The sequence below is a fragment of the Cognatishimia sp. genome, from assembly GCF_964229375.1.
GTDB lineage: Bacteria > Pseudomonadota > Alphaproteobacteria > Rhodobacterales > Rhodobacteraceae > Cognatishimia.
In genome coordinates, this window is sequence record NZ_CAXREH010000004.1 from 1 (window position 1) to 21,407 (window position 21,407).

Annotated in this window: 19 protein-coding genes; 8 read left to right on the forward strand and 11 right to left on the reverse strand. The window is 56.5% G+C overall.

All coding sequences use genetic code 11. The features are described from left to right. Positions 1 to 1,912, reverse strand: a 1,912-nt coding sequence (locus tag ACEQWH_RS00405) for a penicillin acylase family protein (RefSeq protein ID WP_370227226.1), incomplete at its 3' end; no start/stop codon positions are given. Between the two features lie 88 nt (positions 1,913 to 2,000). On the opposite strand from ACEQWH_RS00405, the gene ACEQWH_RS00410 reads away from it, so the two are divergent. Continuing rightward, a complete protein-coding gene (locus ACEQWH_RS00410) occupies positions 2,001 to 2,873 on the forward strand; it encodes an NAD(P)-dependent oxidoreductase (RefSeq protein ID WP_370227228.1) in 873 nt (290 codons plus the stop codon). Between the two features lie 259 nt (positions 2,874 to 3,132). On the opposite strand, the gene ACEQWH_RS00415 is transcribed toward ACEQWH_RS00410, so the two are convergent. Continuing rightward, positions 3,133 to 3,693 (reverse strand): YSC84-related protein, encoded by a 561-nt coding sequence (locus tag ACEQWH_RS00415; protein WP_370227230.1) that lies wholly within the window; start codon positions 3,691 to 3,693, stop codon positions 3,133 to 3,135. 90 nt (positions 3,694 to 3,783) lie between these two features. Beyond that, a complete protein-coding gene (gene hemB, locus ACEQWH_RS00420) occupies positions 3,784 to 4,785 on the reverse strand; it encodes a porphobilinogen synthase (RefSeq protein ID WP_370227232.1) in 1,002 nt (333 codons plus the stop codon). A gap of 114 nt (positions 4,786 to 4,899) precedes the next feature. On the opposite strand from hemB, the gene ACEQWH_RS00425 reads away from it, so the two are divergent. Further along, a complete protein-coding gene (locus ACEQWH_RS00425; RefSeq protein ID WP_370227235.1) occupies positions 4,900 to 5,424 on the forward strand; it encodes a component of SufBCD complex in 525 nt (174 codons plus the stop codon). Positions 5,425 to 5,437: 13 nt separating this feature from the next. Further along, positions 5,438 to 8,857: a transcription-repair coupling factor gene (gene mfd, locus ACEQWH_RS00430; protein ID WP_370227237.1), complete on the forward strand. Its 3,420-nt coding sequence runs from the start codon at positions 5,438 to 5,440 to the stop codon at positions 8,855 to 8,857. Between the two features lie 20 nt (positions 8,858 to 8,877). Here the strand turns inward: mfd and ACEQWH_RS00435 are convergent, their stop codons facing one another. From ACEQWH_RS00435 to ACEQWH_RS00445, 3 genes are all read right to left on the reverse strand, one after another. Continuing rightward, the gene (locus tag ACEQWH_RS00435) at positions 8,878 to 10,083 is read right to left on the reverse strand and encodes a multidrug effflux MFS transporter (protein ID WP_370227240.1); all 1,206 of its coding nucleotides are present in this window, start codon (positions 10,081 to 10,083) and stop codon (positions 8,878 to 8,880) included. A 119-nt stretch (positions 10,084 to 10,202) separates the two neighbouring features. After that, a complete protein-coding gene (locus tag ACEQWH_RS00440; RefSeq protein WP_370227242.1) occupies positions 10,203 to 10,856 on the reverse strand; it encodes a DsbA family oxidoreductase in 654 nt (217 codons plus the stop codon). Next, a complete protein-coding gene (locus ACEQWH_RS00445) occupies positions 10,834 to 12,363 on the reverse strand; it encodes a class I adenylate-forming enzyme family protein (protein ID WP_370227244.1) in 1,530 nt (509 codons plus the stop codon). Before ACEQWH_RS00445 ends, ACEQWH_RS00440 begins: the two co-directional genes overlap by 23 nt. A 92-nt stretch (positions 12,364 to 12,455) precedes the next feature. On the opposite strand from ACEQWH_RS00445, the gene ACEQWH_RS00450 reads away from it, so the two are divergent. Beyond that, positions 12,456 to 13,079 (forward strand): helix-turn-helix domain-containing protein, encoded by a 624-nt coding sequence (locus ACEQWH_RS00450; protein WP_370227246.1) that lies wholly within the window; start codon positions 12,456 to 12,458, stop codon positions 13,077 to 13,079. A gap of 70 nt (positions 13,080 to 13,149) precedes the next feature. Here ACEQWH_RS00450 and ACEQWH_RS00455 read toward each other — a convergent pair whose 3' ends face one another. Both ACEQWH_RS00455 and ACEQWH_RS00460 read right to left on the reverse strand, forming a co-directional pair. Then, complete coding sequence (locus tag ACEQWH_RS00455) at positions 13,150 to 13,800, reverse strand: DUF1638 domain-containing protein (RefSeq protein ID WP_370227249.1); 651 nt, start codon at positions 13,798 to 13,800, stop codon at positions 13,150 to 13,152. A gap of 78 nt (positions 13,801 to 13,878) precedes the next feature. Beyond that, the gene (locus ACEQWH_RS00460) at positions 13,879 to 14,577 is read right to left on the reverse strand and encodes a corrinoid protein (RefSeq protein WP_370227250.1); all 699 of its coding nucleotides are present in this window, start codon (positions 14,575 to 14,577) and stop codon (positions 13,879 to 13,881) included. Between the two features lie 200 nt (positions 14,578 to 14,777). Here ACEQWH_RS00460 and ACEQWH_RS00465 point away from each other — a divergent pair, with 200 nt between their 5' ends. Further along, entirely contained in the window at positions 14,778 to 15,866 is a 1,089-nt protein-coding gene (locus ACEQWH_RS00465; RefSeq protein ID WP_370227252.1) for a PA0069 family radical SAM protein, read from the forward strand. Here ACEQWH_RS00465 and bmt read toward each other — a convergent pair. From bmt to ACEQWH_RS00480, 3 genes are all read right to left on the reverse strand, one after another. Continuing rightward, positions 15,863 to 16,885: a betaine--homocysteine S-methyltransferase gene (bmt, locus tag ACEQWH_RS00470; protein ID WP_370227254.1), complete on the reverse strand. Its 1,023-nt coding sequence runs from the start codon at positions 16,883 to 16,885 to the stop codon at positions 15,863 to 15,865. The two genes, ACEQWH_RS00465 and bmt, sit on opposite strands and share 4 nt — an antisense overlap. Positions 16,886 to 17,017: 132 nt before the next feature. Next, positions 17,018 to 18,886, reverse strand: coding sequence for a bifunctional lysylphosphatidylglycerol flippase/synthetase MprF (locus ACEQWH_RS00475; RefSeq protein ID WP_370227257.1), 1,869 nt, complete (start codon positions 18,884 to 18,886; stop codon positions 17,018 to 17,020). A gap of 280 nt (positions 18,887 to 19,166) precedes the next feature. Then, a complete protein-coding gene (locus ACEQWH_RS00480; protein ID WP_370227259.1) occupies positions 19,167 to 19,481 on the reverse strand; it encodes a DUF1476 domain-containing protein in 315 nt (104 codons plus the stop codon). Positions 19,482 to 19,651: 170 nt separating this feature from the next. Here ACEQWH_RS00480 and purC point away from each other — a divergent pair, with 170 nt between their 5' ends. The 3 genes from purC to purQ all read left to right on the forward strand — a co-directional run bounded on the left by purC (position 19,652) and on the right by purQ (position 21,378). Further along, positions 19,652 to 20,410 (forward strand): phosphoribosylaminoimidazolesuccinocarboxamide synthase, encoded by a 759-nt coding sequence (gene purC, locus ACEQWH_RS00485; protein ID WP_370227261.1) that lies wholly within the window; start codon positions 19,652 to 19,654, stop codon positions 20,408 to 20,410. A 69-nt stretch (positions 20,411 to 20,479) separates the two neighbouring features. Further along, on the forward strand, positions 20,480 to 20,710 hold the full coding sequence (gene purS, locus ACEQWH_RS00490; protein WP_370227264.1) for a phosphoribosylformylglycinamidine synthase subunit PurS: 231 nt from the start codon (positions 20,480 to 20,482) through the stop codon (positions 20,708 to 20,710). Next, the gene (purQ, locus tag ACEQWH_RS00495; RefSeq protein WP_370227267.1) at positions 20,710 to 21,378 is read left to right on the forward strand and encodes a phosphoribosylformylglycinamidine synthase subunit PurQ; all 669 of its coding nucleotides are present in this window, start codon (positions 20,710 to 20,712) and stop codon (positions 21,376 to 21,378) included. Before purS ends, purQ begins: the two co-directional genes overlap by 1 nt. The last annotated feature ends 29 nt before the right edge of the window (positions 21,379 to 21,407 follow it).

A 21,407-nucleotide genomic window follows, 5' to 3' on the forward strand; every position in this document is an offset into this window, starting at 1 on the left:
ATTCGCCGATCAGGGGGCCGAGCTCATCCTTGGCAAGGCGATCCTGAAGCGCACGCATCCACGCGGCATAGATCAAGGGTTCCGGTAGATGTTCGTTCATCTCGCCGTTCCAGTTAGCCAAAAGTTCCAGCGCCTCTTTACGCTGCCGCTCTTGCGTGCCCTGCGCTGTGGTGCCTGCGGTGAACCACAGATCCGCCGCCACCAAAGGCAGCAACGACCGCGCGGTGACGCTGACCGTGTCAAGTTGCGCTTCGATAAAGCTGTCACGCGTATGCACAGCGCGTCCCTGCATCAGACGTTGCCAGCGTTGCACCCGTTGACTGTCGCCCCATACGAACGACACATGCAGCGGAAAGGCACGATCTACGGTCTTGTTGTTGGTGTTCCCCAGAAGTCCACCAACAGGCGCAACAAATTCCGGATTGCTGGAATAGGGCAAACGGCCATTCCAGCGGTTTTCGATCTTGGCCCCCAGGCTTGGCAGTCGCCCTTGGCTTTGGTGGCGGGCCGAGCGTCGGGGCAGGGCACCAATCACCTTCATTGCGATCGTGTCGCTGTCCACCAGCGTCAGGTTCTGTGCGGGCGCAAGATAGCTTTCGCTCGACCGGATCGCCTCGCGCACGTCGCGGGCAAACATCAGATCTACAGCCGCGTTCATCGATGTGTCTGCAGGACTAAGCGCGGTCCAACTGATCGCCGCAACATGGCCTTTCGGAGTCACCGTGCCCAAATCGAAACTGCCCGCAGGCAGAACAGGGCCATTGTCGGTCCAGCGCAACGTCAGCGTGATCGGTTCCTGATCCTTCACCTTGATAATGGTTTTGCGGGTCAGAAAATCCTTATACCCATCAGGGCCCAGATATTGCTCTGAATTGTTGGGGTTGATCTCTTCGATAAAGACGTCCTGATCGTCGACATAGGCAGACGTCAGCCCCCAGCCAAGCTGCGTGCTGCGTCCGGTCAGAACCGCCGGAATGCCAGGGATCGTACCGCCAATCACGCCGCCTGATGACAGCTCAAGACGGGCAAGATACCAGATCGCAGGGGCGGTCAGGCCCAGATGCGGGTCATTTGCCAGAAGCGTTCCGCCTGAGGCAGAGCGCGCGGGTGCTGCGGCCCATGCGTTGGACGCGCCTGCCAGATGCCGCTCTGGAAAGGGCGACAGCGGGTGCGGTTTGACGTCCGCGGTTTGCACAAATCTTGAGACACCAGGCACAAGCTCTGCAAACTCCGGCAGATCCGCGACGCCTGCGCCGGGCTGGTCCGGCAGAATGTCCTTCAGGCGTTGTTCATCGGCCAAGGCCAGTGACACACGCGCGCGCAGGACTTCTTCTTCGAGGTGGCCAGCCAGTTGAAGTGACATAAGTTTTTGAATGGAAATGGAATCTGCCACGCGCCAAGGGGCGATTGGAGCGTTGAACAGGAACATTTCCGGTGCGCCGCGACCAAGCGAGTCCTCATTGACCTCGGTGATGCGGGCGTTCACGCCGTTGGCGTAGGCGGTCATCAAGACCCGCGTGCGTTCACTTAGCGAGTCAACAGAGCTGACGGCCAGCGAATACACACCCAAACGCCGCAAAAGTTTGTCGACATCCAGCGTCGCCGCGCCAAAGACTTCGGACAGGCGCCCCTGCGCCGTGCGCCGCATGACGGTCATCTGCCACAGGCGATCCTGCGCATGCGCATAGCCAAGCGCGAAGAACACGTCGGGATCGGTTTCGCCAAAGATATGCGGCACATTGGCATTGTTGCGCACGATTTCGACAGGGGCCGAGACATAGCCCGTTTGCAGCTCTTTGTCGTAGTCGGGCAGGGACCGTGACGCAAAATAATAAACAAGCGCTCCGAAAGCGAAGATCAACAGGAAGGATGCGGTCGTCAGTCGGAACAGCCACTTAAAAACTCTAGTCATTGCGCGTCTCTATTTGGTCTTGCTTAATCTCTTGGCATGGGCACACATGCACGCAGACACTACGACGATTTTGCGAGAGGTAAAAGTGATGACACGTGTGGCTTTTCTGGGACTTGGCGTCATGGGCTATCCGATGGCCGGGCATTTGAAATCCAAGGGGTATGATGTTGTCGTGTATAACCGCACGTCGGCAAAAGCAGAAGCTTGGGTGAAAGAGCATGGCGGCGAAATGGCGCTGACACCGGCAGAAGCTGCAAGGGGTGCGGATTTTGTCATGGCCTGCGTTGGCAATGATGATGATTTGCGTCAGGTCTGCACGGGCGAAGACGGCGCTTTTGCTACGATGAAAGAGGGCGCGATCTTTGTTGATCACACCACGGTGTCGGCAAAAGTCACCGGCGAACTCTACGCAGCGGCCGCAGAGGCAGGCCTTAGCTTTGTCGATGCGCCGATCTCTGGCGGGCAGGCCGGTGCGGAAAACGGTGTGCTTTCAATCATGTGCGGCGGAGACACCAAAGCCTATGACGCGGCAGAACCCGTGATGGACGCCTATGCACGGATCTGCCGCCGGATTGGCGATAGCGGCGCGGGCCAGCTGACCAAGATGTGCAACCAGATCGCAATCGCAGGCGTCGTTCAGGGCTTGTCCGAAGCGCTTCATTTTGCAGAGAAATCTGGGCTGGACGGCGCTGCCGTCGTTGAGGTGATTTCCCAAGGTGCGGCCGGGTCCTGGCAGATGTCCAATCGTTATGAAACCATGATCGCGGATCATTTCGAACATGGGTTTGCTGTGGATTGGATGCGCAAGGATCTGGGCATCTGTCTGGACGCGGCAAATGAAAACGGCGCGAGCCTGCCCCTGACGGCTTTGGTGGATCAGTTCTATAAAGACGTTCAGAAACTGGGTGGCGGGCGTTGGGATACATCCAGCCTTATCAAACGGTTACGCGCATTGGATTGATCCATCGAGGCGTCAAATAGCATCCTCATATGGGTCCAGTAGGGCGTGCCGGCCTCGTCTTTGTCGTTCAACAAGGCATCTACCGGCGCGCTAGAGCAAAAGCTTCGGCAGATGTCCTGCTGCCTTTGCGAAAGCCACCTCCGTGGGCGAAAATGACGGTCGCGCGGGGCCTGCGGTACGGCAGATACAAATCGAGCGCCAGTCTTTCGGACGGGCGCTCGACATAGAAGATATTTTCGATGATCCGCATGCGGAGTGCTTAAGGAATGATCCGCGTGTATTTCGAGCCCTCAAGCGTTGCGCCGATCCGTGCGCCTGCGCGGCCAAAGACCACGGCCAAGACGGGGCTGCGCAGGGTCGTGGTATCCGCGGCAACAGAATCCCCTTTGTCAGACACGACATATTCCAGATCCGCACCTGCGGCCCAGCCGCTGGAGCTTTGGAAATCCTGAAGTGCGCCTTCGGTCATGAAAAACAGGACATGCGCAAATTGCTGCGCGCCGATCTGGAAACCGAAGTTTGCGCGTGTCGTCGAATAATAATCAACAACTTCGCCTTTAACTTTCAGAGCGCCCCGCCCATAGCCGCCGCCAAACCCAAGGCCCGCTTCGGTGACGAGCGGCATGACCAGTATACCTGCTGCCTTGTCCGCCAGATCAATCGTGTTGGGGTATTTGTCATACATAAAGTTCAACGTCGCCTCAACGCGCGCGTTGATCGTGTCAGAGCCCCGGCTGTTAATGCCGTTGCCACAGGCCGTTGCCATGGTGACGCTGGCCATCGCCGCTAAAATAAGCGCTCTTCGTTTAATGGTTTTCATCTGCTTGCCTGCACGTATCATTGTTGATTTGCGCCACAATATAGACGCATCCGGGTTAGTTGTCACCCAAGATGACGTGGTTTCGGCACATTAGCGCCCACGCAGAGCTTTTGCGATCTGAGGGGCGAAATATGTCAGAATGCCATCGCATCCGGCGCGTTTGAAGGCCATCAGGCTTTCCACCATGGCTTTCTCGCCGTCGATCCACCCGTTTTGCGCAGCGGCCTGGATCATCGCGTATTCACCCGAGACCTGATAGGCAAAGGTTGGCACGCCAAAGCTGTCTTTCACGCGGCGGCAGATGTCCAAATAGGGCATGCCAGGCTTGACCATCACCATATCCGCCCCTTCGTTCAGGTCGCGTTCCACCATGCGCAAGGCTTCGTCGCTGTTGGCAGGGTCCATCTGATAGGTTTTTTTGTCGCCTTTCAGTGCACCCGATGCGCCCACGGCGTCGCGAAAGGGGCCGTAAAACGCGCTGGCATATTTCGCGGAATAGGACATCAGCGCGACATCCTTGTGCCCCGCGGCCTCTAGCGCGGTGCGCAGTGCCCCAATGCGACCGTCCATCATGTCTGACGGGCCGATGATATCCACACCAGCCTCTGCCTGACTAAGAGCCTGTTTGATCAGGGCCTCGATGGTTTCATCATTGGCGACATAACCGTCGATTACAAAGCCGTCCTGACCGGTGTCGCTGTATGGGTCCAGGGCGACGTCGGTCATAATCGCGATCTCGGGCACGGCGGCCTTGATCGCTCTGGTTGCGCGGTTTGACAGATTTTCGGGGTTCCAGGCTTCGGCGCAGTCGGATGTGCGTTTGTCAGCCTCGGTATAGGGAAACAGACAGATTACGGGAATGCCCAGATCAGCCGCTTCTTTGGCCGCCTCGACAATTCGGTCGACAGAGCGGCGCACCACACCTGGCATCGAGGGCACGGGCTCTTCGATGTTCTCGCCTTCGCGCACAAACACGGGCCAGATCAGATCGCCGACCCCAAGAGTGGTTTCCTGCACAAGCGACCGCAACGCGGGAGTATTGCGCAGACGGCGCGGGCGCGCGGCGGGAAAAGGGGCGATCGTCGGTTTCATATTGGCCTCATTCGTTACAGAAAACGGGGTGCCATGGAATTTCCCGCCCGACAAGGGTAGGAATTGCCGCGTCCTAGGGATATGGATCATCAAAACGAATTAAGGACGCATTGCGTGGACCTGCATACTTCTATCATCGAGCTTATCGACCTGCGCAGTTTTTCCAACCTTTGGTTCTGGATCATGTTGGCCTTGTTGTGGTCCTCGGCCAGCCATTGGGTGCTGGGTATTCCCTATGATCTTGTGCTACGTGCGCGTCGGCGTGGTGGTCAGCATGAGGTCGATCTGGAAGACATGGTGCGCATCAATGTCGGACGTCTTTTGTACATCAGTCGTGCGTCGGGACTGGCGATGCTGTCCTTTGGCTGTTTCGTGCTGAGTTCGCTGGCGGTCGTCGGGTTTTACTATCGCTATGAGTTCGCGCAGGCGGTGTTTTTGATCCTGTTTCCCATGTCGATTATTGGCTTGTTGTCCCTGTCTACCGCGCGCGCCCTTGAGGTTGATCCGCAAGATCGCGAGATGTTGTACAAACGTCTGGCGCGCCATCGCATCTATGTGCAACTCATTGGAATGCTGTCTATTTTCGTAACATCTCTTTGGGGGATGTATCAGAACTTTCAGCTGTCGCCGCTGAACTAAAGAGGGCTTCGCGATGACACAGCATCACGTCACCGTCGGCGGCGCACCTGAAGGCTACGACGCAAAGCTGATCCTTGACGAGCTGACGGCGTCGGGCGGACCGGTTCTGCATATCGCACGCGACGACAAGCGGCTGGCTGCGATGAAATCGGCGCTTGCGTTCTTTGGACCTGATGTGCCGGTGGTGGTCTTTCCGGGCTGGGATTGTTTGCCCTATGACCGCGTGTCGCCAAACGCCGACATTGCGGCCGCGCGTATGGCGACTTTGGCGGCCTTGGTGCATGGCATGCCCAAGCAATTCGTGTTGCTGACCACTTTGAACGCAGCAACGCAACGTGTGCCCGCGCGCGAGGTTCTGAAAGACGCGGCCTTTCGGGCGCAGGTGAATTATCAGGTCAACGAAAAAGACTTGCGCAATTTCCTTGTGCGGATGGGCTTTACCCAGGCACCTACGGTGATGGAGCCGGGGGACTATGCGATCCGGGGCGGGATCATTGATATTTTCCCACCGGGTGAGGGCGGTCCTGTACGTTTGGATCTGTTCGGAGATGTTCTGGACGGCGCGCGGCGTTTTGATCCCGTAACACAACGCACGACCGAGACGCTGGATCTGGTCGAATTGGCACCGGTCTCGGAAGTTATTCTGGACGACGCGGCAATCACGCGGTTCCGCCAGAACTATCGGATCGAGTTTGGCGCCGCTGGCACCGACGACCCCTTATACGAAGCTGTCTCGGCCGGACGTAAGCATCAAGGCATCGAACATTGGTTGCCATTTTTCCACGACCGTCTTGAGACGCTGTTTGACTATCTGCCGGATGCATCCATCACCGTTGATGACCAATGCGATCCTTCGCGACTGGCGCGTTGGGAGTCAGTGAAGGATCAATGTGAAACACGTGCCCATGCGTTAACACAGAAGTCGCGGTTGGACACGGTCTATAAACCGGTGCCGGCTGAACTGTTGTATCTGGATGAGGCGGCTTGGACAGAAGCGGTAGGCGAACGCCGTGTGCTGAATTTCAAGCCTTTGCCGCAGGCCTCTGGTCCGGGCGCGATCGACAAGATGGCACGGATCGGGCGGAATTTCTCGCCTGAGCGCCAGCTTGAAAACGTTAGTCTTTTCAGCGCACTTGCGGATCACATTAATGCGAAACTTCACGAAGGTCCGGTTGTTGTTGCCTCGTATTCCGAGGGCGCACGCGAACGCCTAAGCGGGCTGATCGAAGACAAAGGGCTTGTGGAAACGGTCGCCATCAACGACGCGAAAGCGGTCGGCAAGTCGGGTCTTTACCTGGCGGTCTGGGCGCTGGAAACCGGGTTCGAGGCGCCGGGCATCACGGTGATTTCTGAGCAGGATGTGCTGGGTGACCGGCTGATCCGCGCTCCGAAAAAACGCCGCAAGGCCGAGAACTTTCTGACCGAAACGCAATCCCTTAGCCCCGGTGATCTGGTGGTTCATGTCGATCACGGGATTGGTCGGTATCACGGGCTTGAGGTGATCACCGCAGCCGGTGCCGCGCATGAATGTATCAGCCTGGAATATGCTGAAAAAGCCAAGCTGTACCTGCCGGTCGAAAACATCGAGCTGCTGTCCAAATACGGTCACGACGAGGGGTTCCTGGATCGTCTCGGCGGCGGCGCATGGCAGGCGAAAAAGGCCAAGCTGAAAGAGCGTATCCGCGAGATGGCGGAGAAACTTATTCGCGTTGCGGCCGAGCGTGCCCTGCGCAAAGCGCCCATGCTCGAAGCGCCGCATCACGCGTGGGAGGCTTTTTCCGCCCGTTTCCCATATAGCGAAACCGAAGATCAGCTGAGCGCGATTGGGGATGTCATGGAGGACCTGTCCTCGGGCCTGCCCATGGATCGGTTGGTTTGTGGCGACGTTGGCTTTGGCAAGACCGAGGTCGCCATGCGCGCAGCCTTTGCGGCGGCGATGTCTGGCGTTCAGGTTGCCGTGATCGCGCCAACAACCTTGCTTGCGCGGCAGCACCTGAAAAGCTTTTCAGAACGTTTCCGGGGGTTCCCCTTGGAAGTGCGCGGGCTGTCCCGGTTTGTGACTGCAAAAGAGGCCGACAAAACCCGAGACGGCATGTCGCGCGGCACGGTGGATATTGTGGTCGGCACCCACGCTCTGCTGGCAAAGAACATTAAGTTTCAAAACCTTGGCTTGCTGATTGTCGACGAAGAACAGCATTTCGGCGTTGCGCATAAAGAGCGCCTGAAACAGCTGCGGTCCGATGTCCACGTTCTGACCCTAACCGCCACTCCGATCCCGCGGACGCTGCAGCTTAGCTTGTCTGGGGTGCGGGATCTGTCGATTATCGGGACGCCTCCGGTGGATCGTCTGGCGATCCGTACCTACGTCTCCGAGTTTGATGGGGTGACGATCCGCGAGGCTCTGTTGCGCGAGCACTATCGGGGCGGGCAGTCGTTCTATGTGGTGCCCCGCATTTCTGATTTGCCCGACATCGAAGAGTTCCTGAAGGAACAACTGCCGGAACTGACCTATGTGGTAGCGCATGGCCAGATGGCTGCGGGCGAGCTGGATGACCGCATGAATGCCTTCTATGATGGCAAGTACGACGTTCTGCTGGCCACAACGATTGTTGAATCCGGCCTTGATATCCCGACGGCAAACACGATGGTTGTGCACCGTGCCGATATGTTTGGCCTCAGCCAGCTTTATCAGATCCGCGGTCGCGTCGGGCGTTCAAAAACACGGGCCTATGCCTATCTGACGACCAAACCGCGCAAATCTTTGACACCTGCTGCCGAAAAACGCCTACGCGTTCTGGGTTCGCTTGATACATTGGGGGCCGGATTTACACTTGCGTCTCAAGACCTTGATATTCGCGGCGCTGGCAACTTGTTGGGCGAAGAGCAGTCGGGCCAGATGCGCGATGTGGGCTATGAGCTTTATCAATCGATGCTGGAGGAGGCGATCGCCAAGATCCGGTCGGGTGAGGCAGAGGGGCTGTCTGACGTTGACGACCAATGGGCTCCACAGATCAATCTGGGTGTGCCTGTGTTGATCCCCGAAGATTATGTACCGGATCTGGATGTGCGTCTTGGCCTGTATCGCCGCCTGTCGAGCCTGACCAATAAAGTCGAACTCGAAGGCTTTGCTGCCGAACTGATTGACCGCTTTGGCAAGCTGCCCAAAGAGGTTAATACTTTGCTGTTGGTCGTGCGCATCAAGGCGATGTGTAAGCGGGCAGGGATTGCCAAGCTGGATGGCGGCCCCAAGGGGGCGACCATTCAATTCCACAACGACAAATTCGCATCCCCCGAAGGGCTTGTGGCCTTTATCAATGACCAGCGCGGGCTGGCTAAGATCAAAGACAACAAGATCGTTGTGCGCCGCGACTGGAAGAGCGACCGCGATAAAATCCGCGGCGCATTTGATATCGCACGTGATCTGGCGGTTTAGGCAAAGCCAAAGAAAAAGGCCTAGGCCTGCGCGGGTTCTGGCCGTGGTCCAAGCTTTAACATCAGCCCATAACTGATTGCCAAACCTATTAAAGTTCCGGTCAGAACCGCCATCGGTGTGCCGTCAAACGCCAACCCAATCGGGATCGCAAGAACCGCCGCCAGAATGGTGGAAATGGCGCCATTGACCGAAGCTGCAAGGCCCGCGATATGACCCATCGGCTCCATCGACAGGGCGGTGAGGTTTGGGAACACAAAGCTCATCGAGAACATGAAGGATGTCGAGTAGAGGAAGAAAATCCAGATGCTCATATTGCCGGTCTGAAGCATGACAAAAGCCAAGGCACTGACGATGAGGTGCCCCAGAACCGCAGTTTTGACCATCAGCCGCATACCATAGCGCAGCACCAGACGGCCGTTCAGAAAGTTCCCCGGAATGGCCAATAGCGCCGATCCGGCGAACCAATAGGGAAACGTGTCCGCGGCATCAAAGCTTTCCGCATAGATGGGCTGAACCGATGAAATCAGCGCAAACAGCCCCGCAAACGTCAGGGTCAATACGGTGACAGAAAAGCGAAAGACGCGATTGCCGAGGCACTCCACAACTGCGCTGCCCATCGCGCGCGCGGACATGTTCACCCGTTTTTCCTGTGGCAGGGTTTCGGGCTGACGGGTGCTCAGCCATGTGGCCACTACGACAGCGAACAAAACAAACGACACAAAGATCGCGCGCCAGCCAAAGGCCAGCATGATCTGTTGCCCGATCAAAGGCGCAACGGCAGGGACCAACACGAAAATCATCATCGAATACGAGCTGATCGAGGCCATGCGTTCGCCGCTGTAAAGGTCGCGGACCATGGCCAAGGCTGCAATGCGGGGGCCCGCGACGGCCAGCCCCTGTATCAAGCGTCCGGCCAAAATCCACTCTAGACTCGGAGAGGACGCCGCAATGGCTGCGCCGACGATGTACAGGACATATCCGCCCAGGATAACGGGTTTTCTGCCAAAGGCGTCCGACAAAGGCCCTGCGAAAAATGTGCCGATGCCCATCCCAAGAACAAAAATGCCAATGACCAGAGTGACTTGCTCTGGGTCAGTCGGGCTAAGTTCTTCGCCCATGACGGTCAATGCAGGCAGCATGGCGTCAATCGAGAAGGCGATGGTTGCGAAAAGCATTGCGGTCAAAGCAATGAATTCCAATTCCGGCAAGCGGCGCTGGTCAGTCACATGGGTATCCTTTGGTTAAAGACCACGCCCTTGCAAAATCGTGCAACACGACGTGTCTATCCCGGCAGACTACCCCAAAGGTGCGCGTTTGCAACCCATTCGTGTAAAAACTATGCGTCCTACGCGTCAGAGGCGGATTGTTCTTTCAAATCCTGAATGACTTTCTGCCAAAGCTCTGGTGGCTGCGCGCCGGGGACGGCATGGCGGCTGCCGACAATGAAGGTTGGCACAGAGTTTACGCCCATCTCGCGGCTATGGGTGTCGCGGTCGCGGATGGCCTGCTTGTCTTCGTCGCTGTTCAAAAGGCGCGTCACAACAGAGGCATCCATGCCCACGCTGTCTGCGATGTCTGCGAGGGTTTCAATGTCGCCAATGTCGCGGCCTTCTTTGAAATACGCCGAAAACAGCGCGTCCACGATGTCGTTTTGCTTACCTTCAATCCCGGCCCAATGGATCAGGCGGTGGGCGTTGACCGTGTTCGGAGTCTTTTGGATCGCAGCGAAATCAATCTCGATGCCTGCGTCCTCTGCGTGTTGAGCGATCTCGCCATAAACGCGGATCGCACCGTCCTTGCCGCCGAACTTTCGCTCAAGGTACTCGCGACGGTCCATACCAGTGTCGGGCATGTCCGGGTTCAGCTGGAACGGGTGCCATTCGATCACGAACGGATGCTCTCCTTCGGCCGCAAGTGCCTTATCCAAATGAGTTTTCCCAATATAGCACCAAGGGCAAATCGGGTCGGACAGGACGTCAAGTTTCACGGGTGCGGTCATGTTGGGCCTCAAAGAATTGTCGCAGCAACTTGCGGGACAGTTTGCCGTTTGGATTAGTCGGCAGGCTGTCGACCTGCTGATAGATGCGTGGCTGTTTGTACCTTGCTAAATGGGAATTGGCAAAAGCCTTTACAGCCTCGGGCGCGATCGTTGACGCAGATGTGTAGAAGGCGGCGATGACGCGTGCATCTTTTGCGACAGTGACATCCGTGACGGCCACCTGATCGATGTCGGGAAACTGTCGCAACACCGCTTCGACCTCGAGCGGCGAAACGCGATAGCCGCCCGCGTTCATCATGTCATCCGCACGCCCCAAATAGGTGATATTGCCCGCATCATCCATCGCGCCCAAGTCACCGGTCAGAAACCAGTCGCCTTGAAACTTCTGTGCGGTGGCGGCGCTGTTGCTGTGATAGCCAAGCATAAGTCCCGGATCAGATCGGTGCACCGCTATCATGCCGGGCGTGTTAACGGGCGCGGGATGGCCGTCGTTCAGGATGGCGACGCGGCGGCCGTTTTGGGGGCGACCAAGCGTGCCGTGTTTGCTGGGACGGGACGGGGAGCCTGAGATAAACGTCGAGCATTCCGACATCCCAAAGGCCTCGTGCAGATCAGTGCCCGTTGCGTCCTGCCACGCTTTGCGAATGTCTTCAGAAAGCTTTTCACCCGCGCAAAGGCCGTGGCGCAACGACAGGTGAGACAGGTTCACTTTTTGCTTTAAAAGTTTTCTGTAAACACCTGGAGCTGCGGCAAATAGTGTCGCGCCATGGTCTTTCAAGAGAAATGGTATATCCTCGGGGTCTGTGCCCGGTTCAGGGATCAGGCTGGTCGCGCCGACGGACCAAGGATCCATCAATCCTGTGCCCATGGTGAAGGTCCAGTTGAACGCACCGGCATGGAACATACGATCCGTCGGTCGAATGTCATACCAATCCCGCAGCATCATGCGTCGCGCCCAAATAGCACGATGCGCGTGGGCCACGGCCATGGGATTTCCGGATGTGCCAGAGGTGTAAACGATGTATCCCAGCCGGTTCGGATCGCCCATGTGAAAACTGAGATCGCGACCGGATTTTATGTCTTTTGACAGGTGAATCTGCGGAATGTCTGCCGCCGGAAGCGTCAGGTCCGGGTCTCTTACAATTGCCTTGGGCTTGAGCTCTGAGATGATCTTGCTCAGTTCGGCCTCTGTCAGCATGGGGGATGTCGGCACAGGGACCGCGCCCATGGCCAAAGCAGCCAAGTAAGTCGCCGGAAAGTCCAATGTATTGCCCAGTCGCATCAGAAGAACGTCTTCGGGGCCGATATACGCGTCTTTAAACTGTGATATGATAGATTGTATTAGGTTGGATAAATTACCATAGGTCCAGTTTTCATACCTAGTCTGATTTACGATACAAAGCGCAGTTTTGGAATTTAGTTCGCTTTTGTGTTGTAGGACATAATCCGCGAAATTGAACGGCGTGGGGCAGGCAGCAGGCGGATCTTGGAAGAAGTCAGAGGTCATACTCTCTGCTAGGGCAGTTTACCCCCCGCGCACAAGCGTCACCAAAGGGCCAAAGCTTGCAGTTTTGGCATCTGAGGCCTAGAAGCACCCCCATGAGTGAAAAGTCGGTCAAAAGCCTGATCCAGGTCGCGCGTGAAAACGGCGTTCAGGACGAACCAGAACCATTGGATCTGGGAGCCCGCGTGCGCGAGCTTCGCAAAGCACGGGATTGGACGCTAGAGCGGGCGGCGACACAGGCCGGTCTGGCACGGTCAACCCTGTCAAAAATCGAGAACGGGCAAATGTCGCCCACCTATGACGCGCTTCGCAAGCTGGCCGAAGGGCTGCAGATTTCGGTCCCTCAGCTTTTCACCCCCCCGCAGCGCGATCAGATCAACGGCCGTATGGCTGTGAACAAAAGCGGGCAGGGCGCAAAACGCGCCACGACGACCTATGAACATGAACTGCTGGCTGAGCAGCTCTCAAAGAAACAGATGCTGCCCTATAAGGCGCGGGTTCGGGCGCGGTCGGTTGACGAGTTTGACGGGTGGGTGCGTCACGACGGGGAAGAATTCCTGTATGTGCTGACCGGCGTGGTGAAGCTTTACACGGAATTTTACGAGCCGATCGAAATGCGTCGCGGTGACAGCGCCTATTATGATGCGGCGATGGGGCATAACGTGGTGTCCGTCAGTCAGGAAGACGCTGAAATCCTGTGGGTGACATCCCTCGCTTAAGGTATTTCAGACCGCAAATTCATCACTACGTGTTTGAATTCTTCAGGCCAATCTGCCCGACAGCGCGGGATCACGATTTAACTGGCTCAAGCTCTGCCAAAGCGGTTTTCAGATCGCCATAACCCGTGAAGCGGTATTCAAAGTCCAGTCCCAAACGCGCGGCACAGTCTGCCGCTTTGGCCTTCAGGGCGGGGTCTTCGATTTGCGCCTGATAGACCAGTTTTTCATAGTTGCCAAAGATCATGTCGCGCAGCTCTGGGTGTTTGTCCAACCCCATAGGCTTCATGATAAAGGCATCAAACTGGCGGACAAGAAAGTCGGTCAGATAAAAGGCTGTGAACTCGCCTTCAGAGATTTCTGCAAACCGGTCGTTGCCCTCAAAAAAGCTATAACAATGAGGGCCTTGCACCATTTCTACACCCAGTTCATCGCAGGTGTTTTTCAACATGCCACCGGTGCCGCAATCGGCGTAGACCACGAAAATCTGCACAAAGTCGTCGCGCTTTTCTTCGACGATCCGGCGGACTTCGGAGGGGATTTTTTCCGGGTGCAGGTGATAGATTGCAGGCAGGCAGGTCAGGACCATGTGATCCCAGCCATTGGCCTTTTGCAGGTCCAGAATCTCGCGTGCCAAGGCGCCACATGCGATCAAAAGGATGCGGCCCTGCGTGGCCTTGGCGGCAAGGCCATCGCGTGTAAGATCGTCGTCGTTCAGATCCATTGTGTGCACCTGTTGCGCAAAAAAAACAGGCCCGCTTTGAATAAAGCGAGCCTGAGGATTGGGGAGTGTGAGGCTCGCTTACGCGTTCAATGCGTTGTGCTTGCGGCTCATCATTTCTTTTGCAGTCTCAACCGCGACAGCCGCGTCACGGCAATAGGCGTCTGCGCCGATCGCTTTGCCGAACTCTTCGTTCAGCGGAGCACCGCCAACCAGAACCACAAAGTCTTCGCGGATGCCTTGCTCGACCAAAGTGTCGATCACGACCTTCATGTAAGGCATGGTGGTGGTCAGCAGGGCGGACATGCCCAGAATGTCTGGTTTTTCGGTTTCCAGCGCTTCCAGATAGGCTTCGACGGCGTTGTTGATGCCGATGTCGACAACTTCGAACCCGGCGCCTTCCATCATCATGCCGACGAGGTTTTTGCCGATGTCGTGGATGTCACCTTTCACGGTGCCGATGTCCATCTTACCAACACGTGGAGCACCGGTTTCTGCCAGCAGAGGCTTGAGGATGGCCATGCCGCCCTTCATCGCGTTTGCGGCCAGAAGAACCTCTGGAACAAACAAGATACCGTCACGGAAATCCGCACCAACGATTGTCATGCCGCCAACCAAAGCTTTGGTCAGAATGTCATACGGCTGCCAACCCCGATCCAAAAGAATCTGCGTACCTTCTTCGATTTCCTCTTTCAGGCCATCGTAAAGGTCGTCGAACATCTGTTCGACCAGTTCTTCGTCGTCGAGTTCAGAGAGGATGATATCTTCTTCGTCGGACATAGGCTCTTCCTTGCGATTTGGCGTTTGCGCCCGTTTTCTTTCGTTTAGCTTTCGTCCGTTTCGCATGAAACGGCTGTCAAATATGCGACACTGGTCGCGCTGAGTGCGACTTGTGAGTGGGAAAACGACTGTTTTCAATCGAAATTCTTGCAGCATCATTATGAATTGCGCGCGTTCACTTTTTGTTCTATTTTTGGCGCATGTCGTATGATCCTGATTTAACGATTGAGACCTCTCGCCGCCGCGCACGCGGTGCTGTCAGCAATACAAGTGGCCGGTTTGAAAAACTGGAACGAACAGAAACACATGATGGCTGGGACATCGAAGAAGAGCGCATGCAGTTTCGCACCCAGCTGTCGTTTGAGTCGGCAAAATCCATCATAACGCGCAACAGTTCGCCCGATCTTGGCTTTGACCGTTCGATCAATCCGTATCGCGGGTGTGAGCACGGCTGTGTCTATTGTTTCGCGCGGCCGACCCATGCCTATCTTGGGTATTCGCCGGGGTTGGATTTTGAAACACGTCTGATCGCCAAGCCCAATGCCGCAGAGCTGCTGGAAAAAGAGCTCCGCAATCACCGATATGCCGTTGCGCCGATTGCGATTGGCACTAATACGGATCCGTATCAACCTATTGAGAAATCACAGCGCATCATGCGTGAGTGTTTGGAAGTGCTGCGCGACTTTAAACATCCGGTCGGCATTGTCACCAAAGGCACTTTGATTGAACGCGATCTGGACATCCTGCGGGATATGGCCAGCGAGGGGTTGGTGAAGGTCGGCGTGTCTGTCACGTCGCTGGATTTGCGGGTCAGTCGGTTGATGGAGCCCAGGGCGCCGTCTCCGGACCGGCGTTTGCGGATGATCGAGCGTTTGTCATCCGAAGGTATTCCGGTGCGCCTGATGGTGTCGCCGGTTGTCCCTGGCCTGACCGATCACGAGGTTGAACGTATCATTGGCGCAGGGGCTGCTGCGGGGGCCAAGGCGGTCAGCTGGATCATGCTGCGATTGCCGCTAGAGGTATCAGAGCTGTTTCAAGAGTGGCTTGCCACGCATTTCCCGGACCGCGCGCATAAAGTCATGTCTTTGATCCGCGAGATGCATGGTGGGCAAACATACAGTGCTGAATGGGGCAAACGAATGCGCGGAGAGGGCACCTATGCTCAGATGATCGCCCATCGTGTCGCGATCGCGATGCGGCGCACCGGATTGCCGAAAGAACTGCCCCCGCTGCGTTGTGACCTGTTTGAACGGCCACTGTCGGCGGGGGACCAACTGTCTTTGTTTTAGGCGTGGCGGCGGCGGCGCGAGGAGCGGCGGCCTTCGTCGCTGCCAGAGGTGTCTTCGGTTCCGTCGCTGTCAGATGTAAAGGCGCCAACGGCCCCTACAATCTGTTCAAGCGATGGACGACTGCCACGTGGACGTGTCTCGAGTGCTGCGCGCATGGATTTCAGATGCTCTGGCATCGTTCCGCAGCACCCGCCGATGATTGTCGCGCCAGAGTCGCGCGCCAGCACAGCGTAGTCTGCCATCAGCTCTGGTGTTCCATCGTAGTGGATGTGGCCATCGTGATACTTTGGAATGCCGGCGTTACCCTTTGAAATAACAGGACGCTCTGTTCCCTGAGCCGTGAAGCCAAGGACAGTGCGAAGAATGTCGGCGGAACCTGTGCCACAGTTTGCGCCAAAACCGATGGGTGGGTTTGGCAGGCTTTCAACCATGTTCACCATGGCAGCAGACGTCACACCCATCATGGTGCGCCCGGCGGTATCAAAGCTCATGGTGCCGCACCAAGGCATGTCTGCCAAAGCAAAAGCTTCGGCTGCAGCTTTGAATTCCTCGGGGGCTGAAATGGTTTCCAGCCACAGGACATCCGCGCCGCCTTCTTTCAGGCCCTCGGCTTGTTCGTGAAACATCTCAACCGCATCGGCGTGGCTGAGATCGCCTACGGGCTGCATGATGTCACCGGTTGGCCCGACAGAGCCTGCAACCACCACAATGCGCCCAGAGGCATCTGCGACCTCGCGGCCGATTTCGGCAGATTTGCGGGACAGCTCGCGGGCACGGTGGCCTGCGTTGTGCAACTTCAGTCGGCAGGCATTGCCGCCAAAGGAATTGGTCAGAAAGATATCGGATCCGGCGTCAACCGCCAGTGAGTACAGCTTTTTGATACGGTCAGGGTGTTCATCATTCCAAATCTCTGGCGCGTCGCCAGAGGTCAGGCCCATATTGAACAGGTTCGTGCCGGTCGCGCCGTCTGTCAAAAGCCAGTCACGAGTCTCTAGCAGCTTAGAGAGGGCATTGGTCATCGGATGAATCCTTAAAAAAGAGTACCGCTCCTGATGCCATAGGGCGTCAGAAGCGGCAATTTCATTTTCTTCAATATGATTATGAAAGCGTTTCGATTTTAGGCGAAGGGAAGGGGTCGAAACGCTCTCAGATCATGCTGTGGCGGGCAATGCCTGAACACGTTGCTCGGTCACCGGCTTGGCGTGTTTGATCGAGCGGATCAGATCGAATGCTGCGATCACCAACTGTGCCGGACCCGGTGCAGCCATATAAAGTGGCTGCCACGTTGGGTTGAAGCAGTCTTTGAACTGACGCAGACCTTTGCCCCCGGCTTTTTCGAAGTATTTCGTGCGCAGACGACCTTCGATAGATGTGGTGTCCTTTGGCAGAACCGGAGCGGCGGCCAGTGAAACGTTCGGGACATTTTCCTCACGCGCCATCAGGATCGCTTCGTTGACCATGAGGTGCATGGTGCCATCTGGCGCACCTGGTGCGATCCGCATCAGATCCAGTGCCCATTCGTGGCCTGTGGTGTGGAAGGTGACAAAGCCAACCAGCTCGTCTTCTTTCCAAGCAAGGAAGGTGCGCTGACGCTGGATATAATCCTCTTCGAACTGACCCATGGACAGACCCTTGGCGCCGCCGTTGCGGGATTCCCATGCTTCAGACACGCGTTTCATGTCGGAAAATGGCAGGCCGGTGGATTGTTCAACAACCTGAACACCTTCTTTTTCAGCCTTTTTCAGCTTGCGACGCAGCTGACGATAGGGAGAGCCTTCCAGAGTGTGGCCTGCAGGATCAACCATGGCTTCGTCAGACACACGCAGCACGGCCCAGCCAGCTTTGCGCGCTTTGATCGCGTGGGGGGCTGTGATTTTGTATTTGCAGACGATGCGGTTCTGTTCGCGAGCAAAGGCACGCAGGTGTTTGGCAAAGTCTTCGCCGTTGTGAACCGGATCAAAGATGGACGTCAGGGTTTGACCTGTGCGTACAACACCACAGGTGCCGCTTTTTAGGCTGACGATCGCGCCGCCGTTCTGGCGCACCACACCCAGTTCCGCACGGGCGGTGTCTTTGGTGAGGGTTTTGTCCAGGCAAGAGACTTCGCGCTCTGTTTCAAAAGCTTCGCTGCCAGTTGCCATCGGACGCAGCAGGGTGACGCCGCCGATGATCGCAGGAACAGCATAGTACACGACGCGGAAGGCAACGATTGCAGCCATCAGCTCGGCTTCTGGAGCGAAAGGCAGCAGGGCCAGCAGGCTCAGTTCGAACGGGCCAACACCACCTGGGGTGCCCGACAACAGAGCCGCGCCAAGTGCCAGCATATAGATTGGGAAGAGCTGAGCAATCGTCAGATCGATGACGCCAGCAGGCAGCAGAACCCACAGGGTTGCCGCGGCAAACAGCGTGTCGACCAGGCACAAAGCCAGCATTGCGACCATTGCCTTTACTGTAGGCAATTCAATGCGTTTTCCTTTGTAGCTAATGCTTGGCTTGAAGAATGTCAGACCCATCAGGCCAACCGCCAGCACCAGAGCGCACATTGGAACGGACAGCGGGATGTCTGTCATCGGCGCAACAACAATGGCCGCAGAAGTTACAATTGCCCAAGCTGCCATGAAGCACAGGGTAACAAAGGCTGTGATCTTGGCGGCTTTGACCACACCAAGACCAGACAGCATCCGCCAGCGGACAAAACCGCCAACGACTGCGCCCATGCCAAGTGTTTGGCCCAGAGCAACGGCGGAGCCTCCAGTGATGGTGGCGCGACGGCCTGAAATGCCGGTTTGGAAGTGACGGTGCGCCACGACGTCATAGCGTGCGATGGCAAAAAAGCTGATGGCTGTGAACAGCAGGGCCAGCGCCCATTGCCACAGGCTTACGGATTTGACGGACGCCCAGAGCGTGCCAAAGTCAATATCGCTAAGTTGGTTGTTCAACGCCCAAAGGCAGGCTGCGCCGATACCCAGGGGGATTATGTGTCGTGCCACTTTACGCGCGTTTTTCGTCGCTTGTTTCATGTTCTGACCCTTCGCCTCATCTCGTAACCGTTGGCCGGTTCGAATTTTTTGTGGTTTGAAAGCACTTCTGCGCCTCGGGCTAAATTAACCCTTCAAAAGTGGTCAGATTGTGTTCGCCTCGCGGTTGAGGTGTGACGATTTCGGTATTTTTACGTGCCGAAACCCCTTGTTTTTCAAGCCTGTGACGGTTTCCGCCCAAAGATTGGGGCACATAAGAACGCTAAAACCCGCCGCGAACTGCGACGGGTTTGCTCTATTTTTGGTTGAGTTTGTTAACGAGTTAGCTTTCGCTGAGAAGCTGGTCTTTCGCGATTTTCAGCGTTTCTGCCAGTTTGCTGCGCACATCCGCATCAGTGGCCTTGTCGCCCAGATCCCCTACGACCTTGCGGATCACATCCTCGCTGCCGGCCTCTTCAAAATCTGCAACCACGACGGTTTTGGCATAGGCCTCTGCCTCGTCGCCCGATTTGCCCAGTAGGTCTGCGGCCCAGAGGCCCAGCAACTTGTTCGCGCGCGCTTCGGCTTTGAACTGCATCTCTTCGTCATGGGCGAACTTGGCTTCAAAGGCGGTTTCGCGGTCGTCAAAAGTGCTCATCTCAGATCTCCTCGTTAAATTTCACCTCTCTACATTAGATAGGTGCAAATACCTTCGGCGCAACATATCGGCGCATCTGCTTGCGCGATTTTAACCCATAGCTTATGAGGGCGCCAAGTTCAGGGACTCAGACGTCCGTTATCGCTACTCACTCCCGGGAAAATCGTCTTATGGCACGTGGCAAGAAGATCTATGAAGGCAAAGCAAAGGTTCTTTACGAAGGCCCCGAGCCAGGCACGATCGTGCAATATTTCAAAGACGACGCCACAGCGTTTAATGCGGAAAAGAAAGATGTGATCGACGGTAAGGGTGTCTTGAACAACCGCCTGAGTGAATACTTTATGGTTGGTCTCAGCCAGATTGGTGTACCGACCCATTTCCTGAAACGCCTGAACATGCGCGAGCAACTGGTGCGGAATTGCGAAATCATTCCTTTGGAAGTGATCGTGCGCAACTATGCGGCGGGTTCGATGTCCAAGCGTCTTGGGATCGAAGAGGGCACGCAGCTGCCGCGCCCGATCGTTGAGTATTGCTATAAGGATGACAGCCTGGGCGATCCTCTGGTCACTGAAGAGCATATTGCGGCCTTTGGCTGGGCCTCGCAGCAGGACATGGACGACATTCTCAGCCTTGCGCTGCGGGTGAACGATTTTCTTGCGGGCGTCATGTACGGCGTTGGCATCAAGCTGATCGATTTCAAAATCGAAATCGGCCGGGTGTATGACGGTGATTTCCAGCGACTGGTCGTCGCCGACGAGATCAGCCCGGACAGCTGCCGGTTGTGGGACATCGAAAGCGGCAAGAAGCTGGACAAAGACGTATTCCGTCAGGATCTGGGCAATCTGACCGATGCCTACACCGAAGTCGCGCATCGTTTGGGCGTGCTGCCAAAGTCGGCGCCTGTAAGCAAACCAACCCTGATTAACTAAGCCAAAGGCCCCGGATCGACCGGGGCTTTGTGCATTTGTGGCAAGATGAAAGAGCTGGAGACCACCAAGATGAAAGCACGTGTCTATGTGATGCTGAAGAACGGCGTTTTGGACCCGCAGGGCGAAGCGGTGAAACATGCGCTGGGATCTTTGGGATTTGAGGGTGTCGAAGGTGTCCGTCAGGGCAAGGTGATCGAATTGGATCTTGCCGAGGGCAGCACCGAGGCCACTGTGACCGAGATGTGTGAAAAGCTTCTGGCGAACACCGTGATCGAAAGCTACCGCGTGGAGATCCTCTGATGAAAGCAGCGGTTCTGGTTTTTCCAGGCTCTAACTGTGACCGTGATCTGGCCGTTGCGCTGGAACGTGCGGGCGCAGATGTGACGATGGTCTGGCACAAGGAAAGCGATTTGCCTGAGGGCGTCGATTTTGTCGGGGTTCCTGGCGGGTTTTCCTATGGCGACTACCTGCGCTGCGGCGCGATCGCGGCCAACTCGCCGATCTGTCAGGCGGTTGTGAAACATGCGGAAGCGGGCGGTTTCGTCTTTGGTGTCTGCAATGGGTTTCAGATCCTGACGGAAACCGGGCTGCTGCCGGGGGCGCTGCGCCGCAATGCCGGGTTGAAATACATCTGCCGCACTGTCGGTCTTAAGGTCGAAACCTCAGAGACAGCCTTTACATCCGGCTATGCGCAGGGCGATGAAATTCAGATCCCGATTGCGCACCATGATGGCAACTATTTCGCCGACGATGACACGCTTGCGCGATTGAAGGGAGAAGGGCGCGTTGCCTTTACCTATACCGACACCCCGAACGGGTCTGTTGCAGATATTGCTGGGGTTCTGTCGGCCAACAAACGTGTGCTTGGCATGATGCCGCACCCCGAACGGGCGGCTGATGCAGGTCACGGCGGCACCGATGGATCGGCAATGTTCAGCGCATTGATGGAGCACGTGGTCTCTGCCTAGCTTGAGCTTGGCGCGGCTGCGGCGTAGCT

What these genes read in the sequence shown, in the direction of transcription:
- ACEQWH_RS00480 (WP_370227259.1), bottom strand. Translation starts at nt 19,481, where the DNA reads ATGAGCACTTTTGACGACCGCGAAACCGCCTTTGAAGCCAAGTTCGCC.
- ACEQWH_RS00410 (WP_370227228.1), top strand. Translation starts at nt 2,001, where the DNA reads ATGACACGTGTGGCTTTTCTGGGACTTGGCGTCATGGGCTATCCGATG.
- ACEQWH_RS00445 (WP_370227244.1), bottom strand. Translation starts at nt 12,363, where the DNA reads ATGACCTCTGACTTCTTCCAAGATCCGCCTGCTGCCTGCCCCACGCCG.
- ACEQWH_RS00440 (WP_370227242.1), bottom strand. Translation starts at nt 10,856, where the DNA reads ATGACCGCACCCGTGAAACTTGACGTCCTGTCCGACCCGATTTGCCCT.
- ACEQWH_RS00415 (WP_370227230.1), bottom strand. Translation starts at nt 3,693, where the DNA reads ATGAAAACCATTAAACGAAGAGCGCTTATTTTAGCGGCGATGGCCAGC.
- hemB (WP_370227232.1), bottom strand. Translation starts at nt 4,785, where the DNA reads ATGAAACCGACGATCGCCCCTTTTCCCGCCGCGCGCCCGCGCCGTCTG.
- mfd (WP_370227237.1), top strand. Translation starts at nt 5,438, where the DNA reads ATGACACAGCATCACGTCACCGTCGGCGGCGCACCTGAAGGCTACGAC.
- purC (WP_370227261.1), top strand. Translation starts at nt 19,652, where the DNA reads ATGGCACGTGGCAAGAAGATCTATGAAGGCAAAGCAAAGGTTCTTTAC.
- bmt (WP_370227254.1), bottom strand. Translation starts at nt 16,885, where the DNA reads ATGACCAATGCCCTCTCTAAGCTGCTAGAGACTCGTGACTGGCTTTTG.
- ACEQWH_RS00450 (WP_370227246.1), top strand. Translation starts at nt 12,456, where the DNA reads ATGAGTGAAAAGTCGGTCAAAAGCCTGATCCAGGTCGCGCGTGAAAAC.
- ACEQWH_RS00455 (WP_370227249.1), bottom strand. Translation starts at nt 13,800, where the DNA reads ATGGATCTGAACGACGACGATCTTACACGCGATGGCCTTGCCGCCAAG.
- purQ (WP_370227267.1), top strand. Translation starts at nt 20,710, where the DNA reads ATGAAAGCAGCGGTTCTGGTTTTTCCAGGCTCTAACTGTGACCGTGAT.
- ACEQWH_RS00460 (WP_370227250.1), bottom strand. Translation starts at nt 14,577, where the DNA reads ATGTCCGACGAAGAAGATATCATCCTCTCTGAACTCGACGACGAAGAA.
- ACEQWH_RS00475 (WP_370227257.1), bottom strand. Translation starts at nt 18,886, where the DNA reads ATGAAACAAGCGACGAAAAACGCGCGTAAAGTGGCACGACACATAATC.
- ACEQWH_RS00465 (WP_370227252.1), top strand. Translation starts at nt 14,778, where the DNA reads ATGTCGTATGATCCTGATTTAACGATTGAGACCTCTCGCCGCCGCGCA.
- purS (WP_370227264.1), top strand. Translation starts at nt 20,480, where the DNA reads ATGAAAGCACGTGTCTATGTGATGCTGAAGAACGGCGTTTTGGACCCG.